This is a genomic window from Staphylococcus sp. GDY8P67P, from assembly GCF_017892545.1.
Taxonomy (GTDB): Bacteria; Bacillota; Bacilli; order Staphylococcales; family Staphylococcaceae; genus Staphylococcus; species Staphylococcus ureilyticus.
On sequence record NZ_JAESLH010000033.1, the window covers coordinates 1 to 15540 of the forward strand.

The 15540-nt window shown below is 35.3% G+C and carries 13 protein-coding genes; 4 read left to right on the forward strand and 9 right to left on the reverse strand.

Going from position 1 to position 15540, the window contains the following annotated elements:
• Window positions 1-1190: 1190 nt before the first annotated feature.
• The 9 genes from ilvA to ilvD all read right to left on the reverse strand — a co-directional run bounded on the left by ilvA (window position 1191) and on the right by ilvD (window position 12159).
• A complete protein-coding gene (ilvA, locus tag KA833_RS13110) occupies window positions 1191-2459 on the reverse strand; it encodes a threonine ammonia-lyase IlvA (RefSeq protein WP_210127887.1) in 1269 nt (422 codons plus the stop codon).
• A gap of 27 nt (window positions 2460-2486) precedes the next feature.
• The gene (leuD, locus tag KA833_RS13115; protein WP_107526306.1) at window positions 2487-3062 is read right to left on the reverse strand and encodes a 3-isopropylmalate dehydratase small subunit; all 576 of its coding nucleotides are present in this window, start codon (window positions 3060-3062) and stop codon (window positions 2487-2489) included.
• 1 nt (window position 3063) lies between these two features.
• Entirely contained in the window at window positions 3064-4434 is a 1371-nt protein-coding gene (gene leuC, locus KA833_RS13120) for a 3-isopropylmalate dehydratase large subunit (RefSeq protein ID WP_210139576.1), read from the reverse strand.
• 17 nt (window positions 4435-4451) lie between these two features.
• Window positions 4452-5492, reverse strand: a complete 1041-nt coding sequence (leuB, locus tag KA833_RS13125) for a 3-isopropylmalate dehydrogenase (RefSeq protein ID WP_064210003.1) — start codon at window positions 5490-5492, stop codon at window positions 4452-4454.
• Window positions 5489-7024 carry a 2-isopropylmalate synthase gene (locus KA833_RS13130; RefSeq protein ID WP_107360304.1) on the reverse strand — a complete coding sequence of 512 codons (1536 nt, stop codon included), beginning with the start codon at window positions 7022-7024 and terminating at the stop codon, window positions 5489-5491. The genes leuB and KA833_RS13130 overlap by 4 nt, the downstream gene beginning before the upstream one ends.
• Window positions 7025-7148: 124 nt before the next feature.
• Window positions 7149-8153, reverse strand: coding sequence for a ketol-acid reductoisomerase (gene ilvC / locus KA833_RS13135; protein ID WP_046206535.1), 1005 nt, complete (start codon window positions 8151-8153; stop codon window positions 7149-7151).
• A gap of 44 nt (window positions 8154-8197) precedes the next feature.
• A complete protein-coding gene (gene ilvN, locus KA833_RS13140) occupies window positions 8198-8671 on the reverse strand; it encodes an acetolactate synthase small subunit (RefSeq protein ID WP_046206534.1) in 474 nt (157 codons plus the stop codon).
• Complete coding sequence (gene ilvB / locus KA833_RS13145; RefSeq protein WP_210127885.1) at window positions 8668-10458, reverse strand: biosynthetic-type acetolactate synthase large subunit; 1791 nt, start codon at window positions 10456-10458, stop codon at window positions 8668-8670. Before ilvB ends, ilvN begins: the two co-directional genes overlap by 4 nt.
• 12 nt (window positions 10459-10470) lie before the next feature.
• On the reverse strand, window positions 10471-12159 hold the full coding sequence (gene ilvD / locus KA833_RS13150) for a dihydroxy-acid dehydratase (protein ID WP_064210000.1): 1689 nt from the start codon (window positions 12157-12159) through the stop codon (window positions 10471-10473).
• A gap of 612 nt (window positions 12160-12771) precedes the next feature.
• Here ilvD and tsaE point away from each other — a divergent pair.
• From tsaE to tsaD, 4 genes are read left to right on the forward strand one after another with little or no spacing between them, the layout of a single operon-like run.
• A complete protein-coding gene (gene tsaE, locus KA833_RS13155; protein WP_070039252.1) occupies window positions 12772-13233 on the forward strand; it encodes a tRNA (adenosine(37)-N6)-threonylcarbamoyltransferase complex ATPase subunit type 1 TsaE in 462 nt (153 codons plus the stop codon).
• Window positions 13214-13876 carry a tRNA (adenosine(37)-N6)-threonylcarbamoyltransferase complex dimerization subunit type 1 TsaB gene (gene tsaB, locus KA833_RS13160; protein ID WP_046206530.1) on the forward strand — a complete coding sequence of 221 codons (663 nt, stop codon included), beginning with the start codon at window positions 13214-13216 and terminating at the stop codon, window positions 13874-13876. The genes tsaE and tsaB overlap by 20 nt, the downstream gene beginning before the upstream one ends.
• Complete coding sequence (rimI, locus tag KA833_RS13165) at window positions 13849-14313, forward strand: ribosomal protein S18-alanine N-acetyltransferase (RefSeq protein ID WP_210127883.1); 465 nt, start codon at window positions 13849-13851, stop codon at window positions 14311-14313. Before tsaB ends, rimI begins: the two co-directional genes overlap by 28 nt.
• A complete protein-coding gene (gene tsaD, locus KA833_RS13170; RefSeq protein WP_070658270.1) occupies window positions 14306-15334 on the forward strand; it encodes a tRNA (adenosine(37)-N6)-threonylcarbamoyltransferase complex transferase subunit TsaD in 1029 nt (342 codons plus the stop codon). The genes rimI and tsaD overlap by 8 nt, the downstream gene beginning before the upstream one ends.
• The last annotated feature ends 206 nt before the right edge of the window (window positions 15335-15540 follow it).

Here is a 15540-nt window from a genome sequence, read left to right on the forward strand (position 1 = left end):
TAAAAGGAGCTTAACTTCCCAGTTCGAAGAACTGTAAACTGACAAAAGAAAGCGTTTGAAGCTGACGAAGTAAACGAGAGACGAAATGAGCTTACAAGCGGTAAGTGAGTGAGGAAAGCGTGAAATAGTAAAAGGAATGCATGAGCAAAAACTCATGCATAAGTACCGCTATCTCAATAAATTGAGAGTGGTACTTTACGAGCGCTTGCCTGAAGTCAGAAAAGCTGCTTAGCGCCGATGGTAGCTGACTTACGTTCCGCAAGAGTAGGTAAAGAGGAATACATGAGCTAAAGCTCATGCATAAGTCACACTATTCCAATAACATATAAATTCATAAGATATATAAGTGTCAAAGGTAAAAATTAAAATTAAGAAGTGTGACTTTACAGGCAAGTAAATAGGATGGATGAGCCGAGACCGAAAGGTCTCTTTTTTTACATAAAAGGAGCTTAACTTCCCAGTTCGAAGAACTGTAAACTGACAAAAGAAAGCGTTTGAAGCTGACGAAGTAAACGAAAGACGAAGCGAGCTTACAAGTGGTAAGTGAGTGAGGAAAGCGTGAAATAGTAAAAGGAATGCATGAGCAAAAACTCATGCATAAGTACCGCTATCTCAATAAATTGAGAGTGGTACTTTACGAACGCTTGTCTGAAGTCAGGGATGCTTCTTAGCGCCGAAGGTAGCTGACTTACGTTCCGCAAGAGTAGGTAAAGAGGAATACATGAGCTAAAGCTCATGTATAAGTCACACTATTCCAATAACATATAAATTTATAAGATATATAAGTGTGAAACGTAAAAATTAAAATTAAGAAGTGTGACTTTACAGGCAATCAAGACCCGGAAGGGTCTTTTTTTACGTAAAAGGAGCTTAACTTCCAGTTCGAAGAACTGTAAACTGACAAAAGAAAGCGTTTGAAGCTGACGAAGTAAACGAGAGACGAAATGAGCTTACAAGCGGTAAGTGAGTGAGGAAAGCGTGAAACTGAGGAAAGATGCGAGCGCTTGTCTGAAGTCAGGAAAGCTGCTTAGCGCCGAAGGTAGCTGACTTACGTTCCGCAAGAGTAGGACGTTGCCAGGCAATCAAGACCCGAAAGGGTCTTTTTTTTACGTAAAAGGAGCTTAACTTCCAGTTCGAAGAACTGCAAGTGGTACTTTATATAAAGTAAAAGTCTAGCATAAGCTAGACTTTTAAATTAATAGTGAATAAAGCATTTTGTTTTCGTTAATATAGATATTGGAAGGATCGAATTCATTGACATTCGACTTTAAGTTATCTAAATCTTGATGGTTATTTAATTGTATGCCGATGATGACAGTTCCTGTATTTTGAGAACTTTTCTTAAGGTACTCAAATTTAGTAATATCATCCTTTGGTCCAAGTACGTCATTTACAAATTCTCTTAATGCGCCAGGTCTTTGTGGGAAGTTGAGAATGAAGTAATGTTTCATTTCTTCAAATAATAAAGAACGTTCTTCAATTTCTTTCATACGGTTGATATCATTGTTACCGCCACTTACAACACAAACAACTGTCTTACCTTTAATTTCTGAGCGATATTGTTCTAATGCTGAAACACTTAAAGCACCAGCAGGTTCCGCAATAATTGCTTGTTTAGAATACATGTCCAAGATCGTTGAACAAACAGCGCCTTCATGTACTTGAATATAGTCATCTACTACATTTTTGGCAATATCATATGTGATTTCACCGACTTTTGCTACAGATGCACCATCCACAAATTTATCAATTTCAGGTAAAGTTACTATTTGATTTTCTAGTACAACAGAGACATACATACTACTCGCACCGGCAGGTTCTACGCCAATGATAGAAGTTTGTGGTGAATGTTCTTTGAAGTAAGTGCCTACCCCTGAAATTAACCCACCACCGCCTATAGCTGCGAATAAATAATCAAATTGAATGTTATCCTCTTTAGATTGTTTTAAAATTTCTTTAGCTAACGTACCTTGGCCAGCGATTGTATAAATGTTATTAAATGGATCGATGAAATTCATTTTATTATCTTGAGTATACGTAAGTGCCTCTTTTAGACAATCATCAAATGTATCGCCGGTAAGCACAACTTCAGCGTTACTACCACCAAAAAATTTCACCTGATTTATCTTTTGAAGAGGTGTAGTTACTGGCATAAATATAACAGCATTTAAATTAAGTTTGTTGGCAGTGTAAGCAACACCTTGTGCATGATTACCTGCACTTGCACATGTAATTCCGTTTTGTCTATCATTTTCATTTAACGCTATAATTGCGTTATAAGCACCTCTTAATTTAAAAGATCGAACCCATTGTAAGTCTTCTCTTTTTAAATAGACATCACAATCGTATTTAAGCGATAAGTAATGATCCTTTTGCAAAGGAGTTTCTTTAACAACATCTTTCAATTGTAAGAAAGCTTCATCTATATCTTTTGAAGAAACAGTTGTTTTGACAGCCATAAATTTCACACCTTTATTTAAGTTTCGTTAAAAAGCTTTTGACGTTTCATATGTTTGAATTTCATTTTCGAATTGTAGTGTTACAGCAATGTCATCAAGTCCATTAACAAGTTTATTTTTCCACGTTTCATCAATATCAAAGTGAAATGTTTTATCATTCGCAGTCACAGTTTGATTAGGTAAATCAACAGTGACTTTACCTGCTTTGGCAATGTATTGACGTTCTTCTTCATTTAATACGATAGGTAACATCGCATTTTTAGTACAGTTCATATAAAAGATATCACTATAACTACCAGCAATAATAATATCAAAACCATAATCCTTAATTGCCCAAGCTGCATGTTCACGGCTCGAACCACAACCAAAATTATCCCCAGTTACTAAAATCGTGGCATCTTGGTATTCTGGCTTATTTGGATTGAAATCTGGATTGTCGGATCCATCCTCTAAGTAGCGCCATTCATCAAAAGCAAAAGGTCCAAAACCAGATTTAGAAATTCGTTTTAAATGTACTTTTGGTATGATTTGGTCAGTATCAATATTATCATGAAATAATGGAACAACTTTACCAGTATAGGTTGTGATAGGTTGGATTTCCATATTATACAACCACCTTTCTTACGTCTACAAACTTCCCGTTAATGGCTGCAGCAGCTGCCATAGCAGGGGAGACTAAGTGTGTTCGAGCCCCTTTGCCTTGGCGTCCTTCAAAGTTACGATTACTTGTTGATGCACAATGCACACCAGCAGGTACTTGGTCAGGGTTCATACCAAGACACATTGAACAACCAGGTTCTCTCCATTCAAATCCAGCATTTTTAAACACTTTATCAAGACCTAATTTTTCTGCTTCTATCTTTACTGTTCTAGAACCAGGAACGACGATTGCTGTAATATTAGGATGCACTTGATTTCCTTTTACAATATGGCTTGCTTCTATTAGATCAGATAGTCGAGCATTCGTACAAGAACCTAAAAATACATAACCTAAATCAATATCTTCTGCTTTTTGGCCAGGTTTTAGTCCCATATAGTTATAGGCCCGTTCATCATTAACATCATTAATTTCAGGAAATGGTGTATTAAAGCTAACACCCATTTCAGGGCTAGTACCCCAAGTAACTTGTGGTTCTAAATCAGAAACATCAAGTCGTATGATTTTATCAAAATTTGCATCATCATCAGTGTAAAGTTCACGCCATTCATCTACATCATATGCAAAGTTTGTTGCATAAGGTCTTCCTTTTACATATTCAAATGTAGTTTCATCAGGCGCCATCATCCCATACTTTGCACCAGCCTCGATCGCCATATTACAAATCGTCATTCTTGCTTCCATTGATAGACTACGAATAGTTTCACCTGAAAACTCAAGTGCATATCCAGTACCAAAATCAACACCATATTGGTTAATAAGATGTAAAATAATATCTTTTGCATATACGCCTGTAGGTCGTTTACCAGTAACATCAATTTTTAAATTTTTTGGCTTTGTTTGCCATAGTGTTTGTGTTGCAAAAACATGTTCGACTTCACTAGTTCCAATACCAAATGCAATAGCACCAAAAGCACCATGTGTAGCTGTATGAGAGTCTCCGCATACGATTGTTTTTCCAGGTTGTGTCAGTCCAGTTTCAGGACCAACCATATGCACGATACCTTGTTCGTCAGAACCCATATCAAAAATATGCACATCAAATTCTTTGGCATTTTTTTGAAGCGTTGTTATTTGTTTATTAGCAATTTCATCTTTAATATTAAAAATATCAACTGTTGGAACGTTATGGTCCAGCGTCGCATAGGTTAAATCAGGTCTGCGCAGCTTTCTATTTTGTAGTCTAAGTCCTTCAAAAGCTTGAGGAGATGTGACTTCGTGTATAAGATGTAGGTCTATATATAATAATTGTGGGTCACCTTCTTTACCGGTTAAGACATGCTTATTCCAAACTTTGTCAAATAGTGTTTTACCCATATGACATCTCCTCCTTTTTAAAGATTTTGTTTAATAAATTTAAAAATATCAGTCGTTTTATACTTACCATTGAGATCTTGAGTTGTTTTTTCATCTTCGATAAGTTGATAAATAACTGATTCTAATCTATGAGCAGCCTCTGGTGCATTAAGACTTTCTCTTAAACACATAACCACTGATAAAAGCATACCGAATGGATTTGCTATATCTTTATTTGCAATATCAGGTGCAGAACCATGAATGGGTTCATAAAGTCTTGGTCCTTTTTCACTAAAACTAGCTGATGGTGAAAGACCAAGCGAGCCAGGAATTACAGATGCCTCATCACTTAATATATCTCCAAATAAATTTTCTGTTACAATGACGTCAAATTGAGAAGGATTTGTAATGATATGCATTGCACAAGCATCTACAAGTAAATGATTAACTTCAACATCTGGATAGTCTTTAGATACATCATTTATTACATTTCTCCATAATTTACTGGAAGAAAGTACATTTTCCTTATCTACAGAAGTTAATTTTTTGCGACGGTTTTGAGCTAAATCAAAAGCAACTCTTGCAATTCGTTCTATTTCTGTACGTGTATAAGTTAAGGAATCTAAAGCTTTATCCTCATTCCAATGTTTTGGTTCACCAAAGTAAATACCACCTGTTAACTCTCTCACTAAAATAAAATCTGTACCAGCTACACGCTCTTTTTTAATAGGTGATAAGTGACTGGTACCACTCGTTACTGTAGTGGGGCGAATATTAGCAAATAGACCTAAAGCTTTTCGAATACCAAGCAGACCTTGTTCAGGTCTATTATTAGGGTCTGTCCATCTTGGGCCACCGACAGCACCCAATAGAATTGCGTCTGCTTGTTTACAAGCACTTAGTGTCGTATCAGGTAGTGGCGTACCATGATTATCTATAGCAATACCGCCGAAATCATGCGTTTCTATTTCATAGTCGAAATTATAGATATTACTCAGTTGTGAAAGAATTTCTAGTGAACCATTTAAAATTTCCGGTCCAATCCCATCCCCTGGAAGTGCTACAATCTTATAACTCATGAGTGAATACCTTCTTTCACTTCTGAATTAGAAACGTATTTAGCATGTGCTTCAACATATGATTTACATGATGCTAATAAGATGTCATGATCAATACCTACACCAGTAACGATTTGATCTCCAATTTTAATTTGGACATGTACTTCTGCTTGTGCATCAGTACCTTCAGTTACAGATTCAATACGATAGTCTATAAGTTCAGTTTTGCGATTGAAAATTCGATCTACTGCATTATATACAGAAACAATTGATCCAGTACCAATACTTGAATCTTGATACGTATTTCCATCTTTATCTTGAATTACTACGACAGCACTTTGTAGTCCATTTGAGACGAATTGTAGTTGCAGAGCTTCAACTTTATAGATGGCATTTTGTTCATGTTCAGTTCCTTGAATTAAAGCGTGTATATCCCTGTCAGTAACAGACTTTTTCTTATCAGCAATTGTTTTAAATTGCTTAAATAGTTCTTTTTGTTCTTCAGCATCCACATCATACCCCAATGCAACTAATTTTTCTGAAAAAGCGTGTTTACCAGATAATTTACCGAGCGGTAATTCAGTTGTTTTGACGCCTACTAATTGTGGTGTCATAATCTCATAAGTTTCAGGATTTTTAAGAACACCATCTTGATGAATACCTGATTCGTGACTAAAAGCATTTTGTCCGACAATAGCTTTATTTCTTGGGACTCGAATTCCTGCATATCGTGCTATTAAATCAGATGTATTTTTAGTTTCTTCGAGATTTATTTGTGTTTGATTACCATAATGATCTTGTCGAACGTATAGGCCAAGTGCAACTTCCTCAAGGGCTGTGTTACCTGCACGTTCACCAATACCATTTAAAGTACCTTCAATGCGTTTTGCACCATTTTCAATTGCAGACATACTATTTGCAACAGCTAAGCCTAAATCATCGTGACAGTGTGCACTATAAATAACTTCATGATTCGTTTTAATGCTTTCTTGGAGTGTTTTAAAAATTTTGCCATATTCTGTAGGGTAGCTGAATCCAACTGTATCAGGTATATTAATGACACTTGCTCCCGCATCAACTGCAGTTTGAACACATTCGATTAAGAAAGGTAGTTCCGTTCTTGTAGCATCTTCTGGTGAAAATTGAACGACGTCAAAATATTCTGTAGCATAAGCAACATGCTCTTTGATTGATGCTAACACTTCTTCTTTGGACATCATGAGTTTTGAGTCACGGTGAATAGGGCTAGTTGCTAAGAACACATGTATTCTAGGTTTTACTGCCTCTTTTGTTGATTGATACACTGCATCAATATCTTTTTTGACACAACGTGCTAAGCCACAAACAGCAGTGGTTGTTAATGCTTTAGAAATCGCTTCTACGGATTTAAAACTACCTGAACTTGAAGCAGGGAAACCAGCTTCGATGATATCAACACCCCATTTTTCAAGTTGTTTAGCAATTTTTAAGCGTTCATCGAAGGAAAAGTTTACGCCTGGCGTTTGTTCTCCGTCTCTTAGTGTCGTATCAAAAATTTGAATATGGCTAGTCATTTTAAACATCTCCTAATAAATAGATTTTAGTTCAATATGATGAATGAGCCGAAGAATCTAAAATTGTCCTAAAAATTAAAGTAGGGGACTTCTCTTGATTCTTCAGGCATCACCATAAAACTAATTATTTTTCAATACTCTTGGATTTAATAAATGGCATCATCTCACGTAGGTCTCTACCAACCGCTTCAATTTGATGTCCATGTTGTTCTTCACGTAGTTTATGGAATTCTTCAAAATTATTTTCGTTATCTTTGATGAAACGATCGCTGAAGTTTCCTTGTTGAATATCGTTAAGTACTGCTTTCATATTATCTTTAACATCTGGAGTGATTACGCGTGGTCCTGATACATAGTCTCCAAATTCAGCTGTATTTGAGATTGAATAGCGCATGTTTTCCATGCCACCTTCATACATTAAATCAACAATTAATTTCATTTCATGTAAAACTTCAAAGTAAGCAATTTCTGGTTGATAACCAGCTTCAACTAATGTTTCAAAACCAGATTGAATTAGTTTTGTTGTACCACCACAAAGTACTGCTTGTTCACCGAATAAATCTGTCTCAGTTTCTTCTTTAAATGATGTTTCTAAAACCCCAGCACGAGTTGCACCAATACCTTTTGCGTAACTTAGTGCTAAATCGGTTGCTTCACCACTTGCATCTTGTTCAACTGCAAATAGGGCGGGTACGGCGCTACCTTCTGTGAAAGTACGTCTAACTAAATGTCCAGGCCCTTTTGGTGCTACTAAAAATACATCTACTGTTTCAGGTGGTTGAATAACATTAAAGTGAATATTAAAGCCATGTGCGAAAACAAGTGCATTATTTGGTTCTAAATTAGGTTCAATTTCTTCATTATATACTTGTCCTTGAATTTCATCTGGTAATAATACCATGATGACATCAGCTTGTTTTGCTGCCTCATTTACAGGATATACTTCGAAACCATCATCTTTTGCTTTGTCAAATGAACGACCTGGTCTGATGCCAATAATCACGTCATAGCCGTTATCTTTTAGGTTTTGCGCATGTGCATGTCCTTGTGAACCATAGCCGATGATGGCTACTTTTTTACCTTGTAATGCATCTTTCGTTACTGATTGGTCATAATAAACTGTTGTCATAATAAAATCCTCCATGTTTTAAATATAGTTTGATGAATTGTGTTTTAAACTAAACCGGCTGAACCAGTTCTTGAAACTTGTTCAATGTTATATGATGATAGATCATCTAATAAATTATCCATTGTATATTGTGGACCTGAGGCTTGAAGATAGGTGTAAGGATCCTCATTTTTTAAAATAGAGACTAGCGCATCATAAGGTTTAATTACTTTTTGTAAATCTTGATGGTTACTTGGTGTTTCTAATTTCACAAGCACTAATTCTCTGTTGTAAGTGTTTGTATCAGTGATGTCTTCTACATCAATAATATTTATTTGTTTTTCCAATTGGCTAATTAAGTTTCTTAAAACATCTGAATCTGGGACTTCCGCTACAAATGTGATATTAGAAACGCCATCTTCTCTCGTTGGAGTAACTGATAACGTGACAATGTTAAATTGCCTGCGAACAAAGATACTCGTTAATCTATTTAAAGTACCAGCTTTATCTAAAACTTTTGTTCTAAATGTGCGTCTCATAATAATCCCTCCATCTCATAATTAGCTTTACCGCTAGGCACCATTGGATTAACAGGTTCGATAGGTGAGATACGAACATCAATGAGAGCAGGCCCTTTGTGTTCAAAAGCAGCGTCTAGTTGTTCTTCTAAATGTGTTGGATCATCGATAAGGAAACCTTTCACATTGTATGCTTCTCCCAATTTTAAGAAATCAGGTTGTCCATTAAATACGGAATGAGAGAAACGTTTGTTAAAGAATTTATCTTGCCATTGTTTAACCATACCTAACGTGCCGTTATTTATAATTACAACTTTTATGTCTAAATCGTATTCTTCTAGTATTGCTAACTCTTGATTGGTCATTTGGAAACCACCGTCGCCAACAAAAGCTACGACTGTTTTATCAGGTTCAGCTAATTTTGCACCTATTGCTGCAGGTATGCCAAAGCCCATTGTTCCTAAGCCACCACTCGTAACTAATTGACCGTGATTTTTAAATGGATAATATTGGGCAACCCACATTTGATGTTGACCGACATCAGTTGTAACAACTGCGTCACCATTAGTAATTTTTCCTATATATTCAATAGTACGTTGTGGTTTTGAAAATGTACCATCTGGATCTTCTTTGTATGCAAAAGGTTGCTCTGCTTTATTGTTAAAGCATGTTTCTAACCAGTCATCATGGTTGATTGAATAGCTGTCGAATTCAAGTAATGCTTCTAAAGTTGCTTTACAATCTGCAACAATACCTAAATCAACTTTGATTATTTTATTTATTTCTGATGGATCAATGTCGATATGAACAATTTTTGCATTAGGTGCAAATTCATCTGGTTTACTTGCAAGTCTGTCATCAAAACGACTGCCAAAGTTTATAAGTAAATCACAATCTGTTAATGCCATATTGCTTGCGTATGATCCGTGCATTCCCCCCATACCTAAAAATAGGGGATTTTCATATGGTATGGCACCTAACCCTAATAAAGTACTAACTACAGGCAATTGATGTCGTGTAACAAATTCAGTGAAAACTTCATTAGCCTTAGCGTGATTTACACCAGCTCCTGATAAAACCACAGGTTTTTTAGAAGATTTTAAATAATCACGTAATTTTTGAATTTCTGTTTTGTCTGGTTGATTAGGAACTGAATAACCAGGTAGGTTCAATTCGTTTGATACTTCTGCGTTAGTAGATAAGATTCCCATATCTTTTGGGAAGTCAATAACGACTGGTCCTTTTCTTCCTGAGTTTGCTACGTGAAATGCCTCATGGATTATCTTAGGTATTTCATTTACATTTTTAATCTGATAATTATGTTTAGTTATCGGTGTAGTCATTGAAAGCAAGTCTGCTTCTTGGAAAGCATCTTTCCCTATACCAGCTGTTGCAACTTGACCTGTGATAACGACAAGCGGTAGTGAATCACTATAAGCATCAGCAATACCAGTGATTGCATTTGTTGCTCCAGGACCACTTGTAACGACAACGACACCAGTTTTTCCAGAAACACGCGCATAACCCTCAGCAGCGTGTGAAGCACCTTGTTCATGTCTCGCTAGAATGTGTTTAATTTTCCCATCATAAAATGTGTCATATAGTGGAAGTACAGCACCACCAGGGTAACCAAATATAAAATCTACATCTTCATTTACAAGTGAATCTACTAATAATTCTGAACCAGATTTCATTTCATCAATTGTTTCTTTTTCTAATTCAACTTCGGGCTCAATTGCTTCTGCTGTTTCAAAATAATCTAAATTTTCTGATTTTTCATATTCAAGTATTTCAGTTTGTTTAGACATCATACTCACTCCTTAAATGAGATCTTCAGGTACTTGCATAATACCACCAGTATTAGCACTCGTTACTAATGCTGTATAGCGTGCAAGATAACCTGTTTTCACTTTTGCTTTAAATGGTTTCAAGTTTTGTTTTCTAGATTCTAATACTTCGTCTGTAACTTCTACATTTAATGTTCTGTTTGTTAAATCAATTGTGATATCGTCGTTGTTTTCAATTAAAGCGATAGGTCCACCCGCCGCTGCTTCTGGTGAAATATGACCAACAGCAATACCTCGTGTTGCTCCGGAAAATCTACCATCAGTGATTAATGCAACGTCTTTACCTAACCCTCTTCCTACAATAGATGATGTAGGGGCCAACATTTCCGGCATTCCTGGTCCACCTTTAGGGCCTTCATACCTAATCACAACCACATGACCTTCACGTACTACGTGATTGTCAATTGCTTCAACTGCTTCATCATGTGAATCAAAACAAATTGCTTTTCCTTTAAAGACTTTAATTGAAGGATCAACACCACCGACTTTGATAACCGCACCTTTAGGAGCTAAGTTACCATAAAGGATTGAAAGGCCACCTTGTTTATCGTATGGATTATCAAGGTGTCTGATTACATCACTATTTAATATCTCTTTGTGTTCGTTATTTTCACGAAGTGTTTTACCTGTGGCTGTAATTCTGTCTGGATGAAGTGTACCTTCTTTTTTAAATAATTCGTTAATGATAGCTGGAACGCCACCAGCTTCATGTACATCATGCATAGAATAGGAAGAACTTGGTGCTATTTTTGACAAATAAGGCGTTTTTTTCGCAATTTCATTTATTCTTGATAAGTCATAATCAATGCCAGCTTCATTTGCAATCGCTAATGTGTGTAGTACTGTATTGGTAGATCCCCCCATAGCCATGTCTAAAGCAAATGCGTCATCAATTGCTTCTTTAGTAACAATATCTCTTGGTTTAATGTCATTTTTGATATTATCAACAAGTTTAAATGCTGCTTCTCTAATCATTTCTCTACGTTGGTCACTTACTGCTAGGGCTGTACCGTTATATGGGAGAGCTAAGCCTAAAACCTCCATTAAACAATTCATTGAATTTGCTGTAAACATACCAGAACATGAACCACAAGTAGGGCAAGCATTTTGTTCCATATCTAAAAACTCATCTTTTGAAATTGAACCATCTTTAAATGCTCCAACTGCTTCAAACATTGAAGAAAGTGTTAATGCTTTACCTTGTGATGATAAACCTGCTTTCATAGGTCCACCTGAACAGAAAATAGCTGGAACATTGGTTCTTACAGCTGCTAGTAACATGCCAGGTGTAATCTTGTCACAGTTCGGTATGTAAAAGACACCATCAAACCAGTGTGCATTGATAACTGTTTCTGCAGCATCGGCAATAATTTCTCTAGATGGCAGTGAATATCTCATTCCAATATGTCCCATTGCAATACCATCATCTACACCGATTGTGTCAAATTCAAAGGGGATGGCACCTGCTTCTCGAATTGCTTCTTTAGCAATGTCAGCTAATTCTCTTAGGTGAACGTGTCCTGGTACAATGTCGATATATGAATTACATATAGCTACGAAAGGCTTATTCATATCTGTTGGTTTTTCTAAAGCACCTGTTGCATGCAAAAGGCTTCTTGCTGGAGCTTGATGATCTCCTTTTTTGATCATATCGCTTCTCATATTAATTCCCCCATAAATTTGAAAATAAAAAAGCGTCCCAATAAATAATTGGGACGCTTTCAAGTCCCATTCAACTAGAAATAGGACTTAAACATTTAGTAGATTCTTTACTAAAGTTCCAGTCCTAATAGCATAATAAAATGACTAAAATATTTGAAGTTGTTGGTTGGTATTGCATTGTATATTTGGTCATCTTATTATGCTCCTTTCCGTTAGAATGGTTTATCTGTTAATGTGTTAAATTGAATTGTCTAAAAATTCGATAAATTAAATTTACTATATTGAACTTGTGCTGTCAATGATTTTTTTAAATTTTCTATCAATTCAAATAATTTCAAAATGTTGGAACTTGTTTTAGTTTGAAGTAAAATAAGAAAAAATTTGTTAAACTATAGTAGTTAATTTAATGATAATAAAGTATTAAAGTAATAGATGATCATTTAGTGCTGATAAAAATCAATAAGAAAGTAGTCACTTTTAATGTTAGTGAATTTAAAACATTTTTTATCCATCATTATTGATTTGGAAGTAAATAGAAATACTTGAGCGATGCACAAGCATATGCGACACTAATCCAATTGATTTGGAAGTGTCGTTAAAAAGGAGAGACATATGATTAAAATAAATGATTTAGAAAGTATGGAACATTTTGCAAAATTGTTAGCGAAACATTTATCTGCAGGGGACATTATTTTATTAAATGGTGATTTAGGTGCTGGTAAGACAACATTAACGCAATTTATTGGTAAAGCTATGGGCGTAAAACGCAATATAAATTCTCCAACGTTTAACATCATTAAATCTTATCAAGGAAACGCATTTAAGTTACATCATATGGATTGCTATAGATTAGAAGATAGTGAAGAAGATTTGGGATTTGATGAATATTTTGAAGATCAAGCTGTCACATTGATTGAGTGGAGTGAATTTATCGAATCATTTTTACCAAATAATCACCTAACTATAGATATTAAAACCATAAATGAAACGACAAGAAATATAGAAATGAAAGCAGTAGGTCAACATTACAAAACGTTAAAGGAGGCCGTTGAACATGATTTATCTGTTGATTGATACATCTAATCAACCGTTGTCTGTTGCAGTTATGCAAAATAATGTAGTACTAGGTGAAATCAATACTAACGTGAAGCAAAATCATTCTACTCAGTTAATGCCGGCGATTCAACAGTTGTTTCATGAGAGTGGAATTGCAAAAGAAGAAATAAATGCGATTATTGTCGCGCAAGGACCTGGCTCTTATACTGGACTTAGAATTGGCGTAACGGTTGCTAAAACTTTGGCCTATGCATTGAATGCTGAACTATATGGTGTTTCTTCGCTAAAAGCGTTAGCTGCAACTGTTCAAGACGATGAACGACTTTTGGTGCCGATATTTGATGCACGTAGAGAAGCAGTATACACTGGAGTTTATCGATATAATGGAAACCAATTGCTCCAAGTAGAAGAAGATCAATATTTACCAATACAAGAACTTCTCAACTTATTACATAGAATGGGAAAACCATATGTATTTGTTGGCATAGACACTGAAAAAGTAAAAGATTTATTAGATAGTGATTGCATACCTAATATACCAAAAGCAAAATATATGAAGCATTTAGTTGAAACTACTGAAGATATACATCAATTTAAACCCAATTATATTAAATTGTCAGAGGCCGAAAGAAATTGGTTAAACCAACAGAAAAAGAACTAAATATACGCTTGATGACTTTGAAGGATGTACCTCAAGTATTTGATATTGAAAGAAATAGTTTTAACGACAGTAGTTGGACAATCGATGCTTTTTATCATGAAATAGAACAGAATGAGTTTGCACATTATTTTATAATTGAGTTTAATGGTGTGATTATTGGTTATATTGGTATTTGGATAGTGATAGACCAAGCGCAGATTACAACAGTTGCGATAGATAAATCATATAGAGGCTATGGATTAGGACAATTATTATTAAAATATGCGATGAATTATGTACAAACCAAATGTGAAATTATGAGTTTAGAGGTTCGGATAGATAATGTGGTGGCACAACATGTGTATACAAATTTAGGATTCCAATTTGGAGGCAAACGTAAGAACTATTATGGTGAAGGTGAGGATGCAATAGTGATGTGGGTGAATTTAAATGAGTAATCAAACATTGATTTTAGCAGTTGAGTCAAGTTGTGACGAAACAAGTGTAAGCATTATTAAGCAAGGCACAGAAATTTTAAGTAATATTGTATTGAGTCAAATTGAAAGTCATAAGCGATTTGGAGGTGTGGTACCTGAGGTCGCTAGCCGGCACCACGTGGAAGGTATTACAACGACAATTGATCAAGCATTATATGAAGCAAATGTATCCATGGAAGATATAGATGCAGTAGCGGTAACTCAGGGTCCTGGACTCATAGGTGCATTGTTAGTAGGCATTAATGCAGCTAAGGCGTTAGCTTTTGCTTACGATAAACCATTGATACCTGTACATCATATTGCAGGACATATTTATGCGAATCATTTAGAACAACCATTACAATTTCCTTTAATAGCATTAATCGTGTCAGGTGGGCATACTGAACTAGTATACATGAAAGATCATTTGAATTTTGAAGTCATAGGAGAAACTAGAGATGATGCTGTTGGCGAAGCCTATGATAAAGTGGCGAGAACGATTGGTTTAGGCTATCCAGGTGGGCCACAAGTTGATCGATTAGCTGCAAAAGGTCAAGATAGCTATAATTTCCCGAGAGTTTGGTTAGAGGCTAATAGTTACGATTTTAGTTTTAGTGGATTAAAAAGTGCAGTCATAAATAAATTGCATAATTTACGACAAAAAGGAGCTGAAATAAAACCTGAAGATGTAGCAACGAGTTTTCAAAATAGTGTTGTCGAAGTTTTAGTTGGCAAAGCAGTGTCAGCTTGTGAGGCATATGATGTGAAACAGTTAATTATTGCGGGTGGTGTCGCCAGTAATAAAGGTTTAAGAGCAGCGCTTGATAAATCCTGTAAGCAACATGAGATTAATTTGCGAATACCGAGCCCAAAACTTTGTACAGATAATGCTGCTATGATTGGTGCTGCAGCACATTATTTATATCAAGCTGGATTTGTTGGTGACATGTCATTAAATGGATTTAATGATATGGATATAGAGCAATTTTCAATAAACAATTAAACTTGATAGGATGAACATTTAAAAATGTAATCACTTCATTTAGTGTAATATTAACTTAATATGATATTATCTCTATAAAAATGGATACAGCTTAGATTAATTATATATGAAATTAGGAAGTAGGAATATTAAATCAATGTTTGATGTTTCTACTTCTTTTTTAAAAGTTTAATGCTATGTATTTCGTTAAATAAAAAAATATGTAC

Excerpts from the sequence above, each read along its gene's own strand:
- leuB (WP_064210003.1), bottom strand. The coding sequence starts at position 5,492 with ATGAGTTATAAGATTGTAGCACTTCCAGGGGATGGGATTGGACCGGAA.
- tsaE (WP_070039252.1), top strand. The coding sequence starts at position 12,772 with ATGATTAAAATAAATGATTTAGAAAGTATGGAACATTTTGCAAAATTG.
- tsaB (WP_046206530.1), top strand. The coding sequence starts at position 13,214 with ATGATTTATCTGTTGATTGATACATCTAATCAACCGTTGTCTGTTGCA.
- ilvA (WP_210127887.1), bottom strand. The coding sequence starts at position 2,459 with ATGGCTGTCAAAACAACTGTTTCTTCAAAAGATATAGATGAAGCTTTC.
- KA833_RS13130 (WP_107360304.1), bottom strand. The coding sequence starts at position 7,024 with ATGACTAGCCATATTCAAATTTTTGATACGACACTAAGAGACGGAGAA.
- ilvN (WP_046206534.1), bottom strand. The coding sequence starts at position 8,671 with ATGAGACGCACATTTAGAACAAAAGTTTTAGATAAAGCTGGTACTTTA.
- ilvD (WP_064210000.1), bottom strand. The coding sequence starts at position 12,159 with ATGAGAAGCGATATGATCAAAAAAGGAGATCATCAAGCTCCAGCAAGA.
- tsaD (WP_070658270.1), top strand. The coding sequence starts at position 14,306 with ATGAGTAATCAAACATTGATTTTAGCAGTTGAGTCAAGTTGTGACGAA.
- leuD (WP_107526306.1), bottom strand. The coding sequence starts at position 3,062 with ATGGAAATCCAACCTATCACAACCTATACTGGTAAAGTTGTTCCATTA.
- ilvC (WP_046206535.1), bottom strand. The coding sequence starts at position 8,153 with ATGACAACAGTTTATTATGACCAATCAGTAACGAAAGATGCATTACAA.
- ilvB (WP_210127885.1), bottom strand. The coding sequence starts at position 10,458 with ATGTCTAAACAAACTGAAATACTTGAATATGAAAAATCAGAAAATTTA.
- leuC (WP_210139576.1), bottom strand. The coding sequence starts at position 4,434 with ATGGGTAAAACACTATTTGACAAAGTTTGGAATAAGCATGTCTTAACC.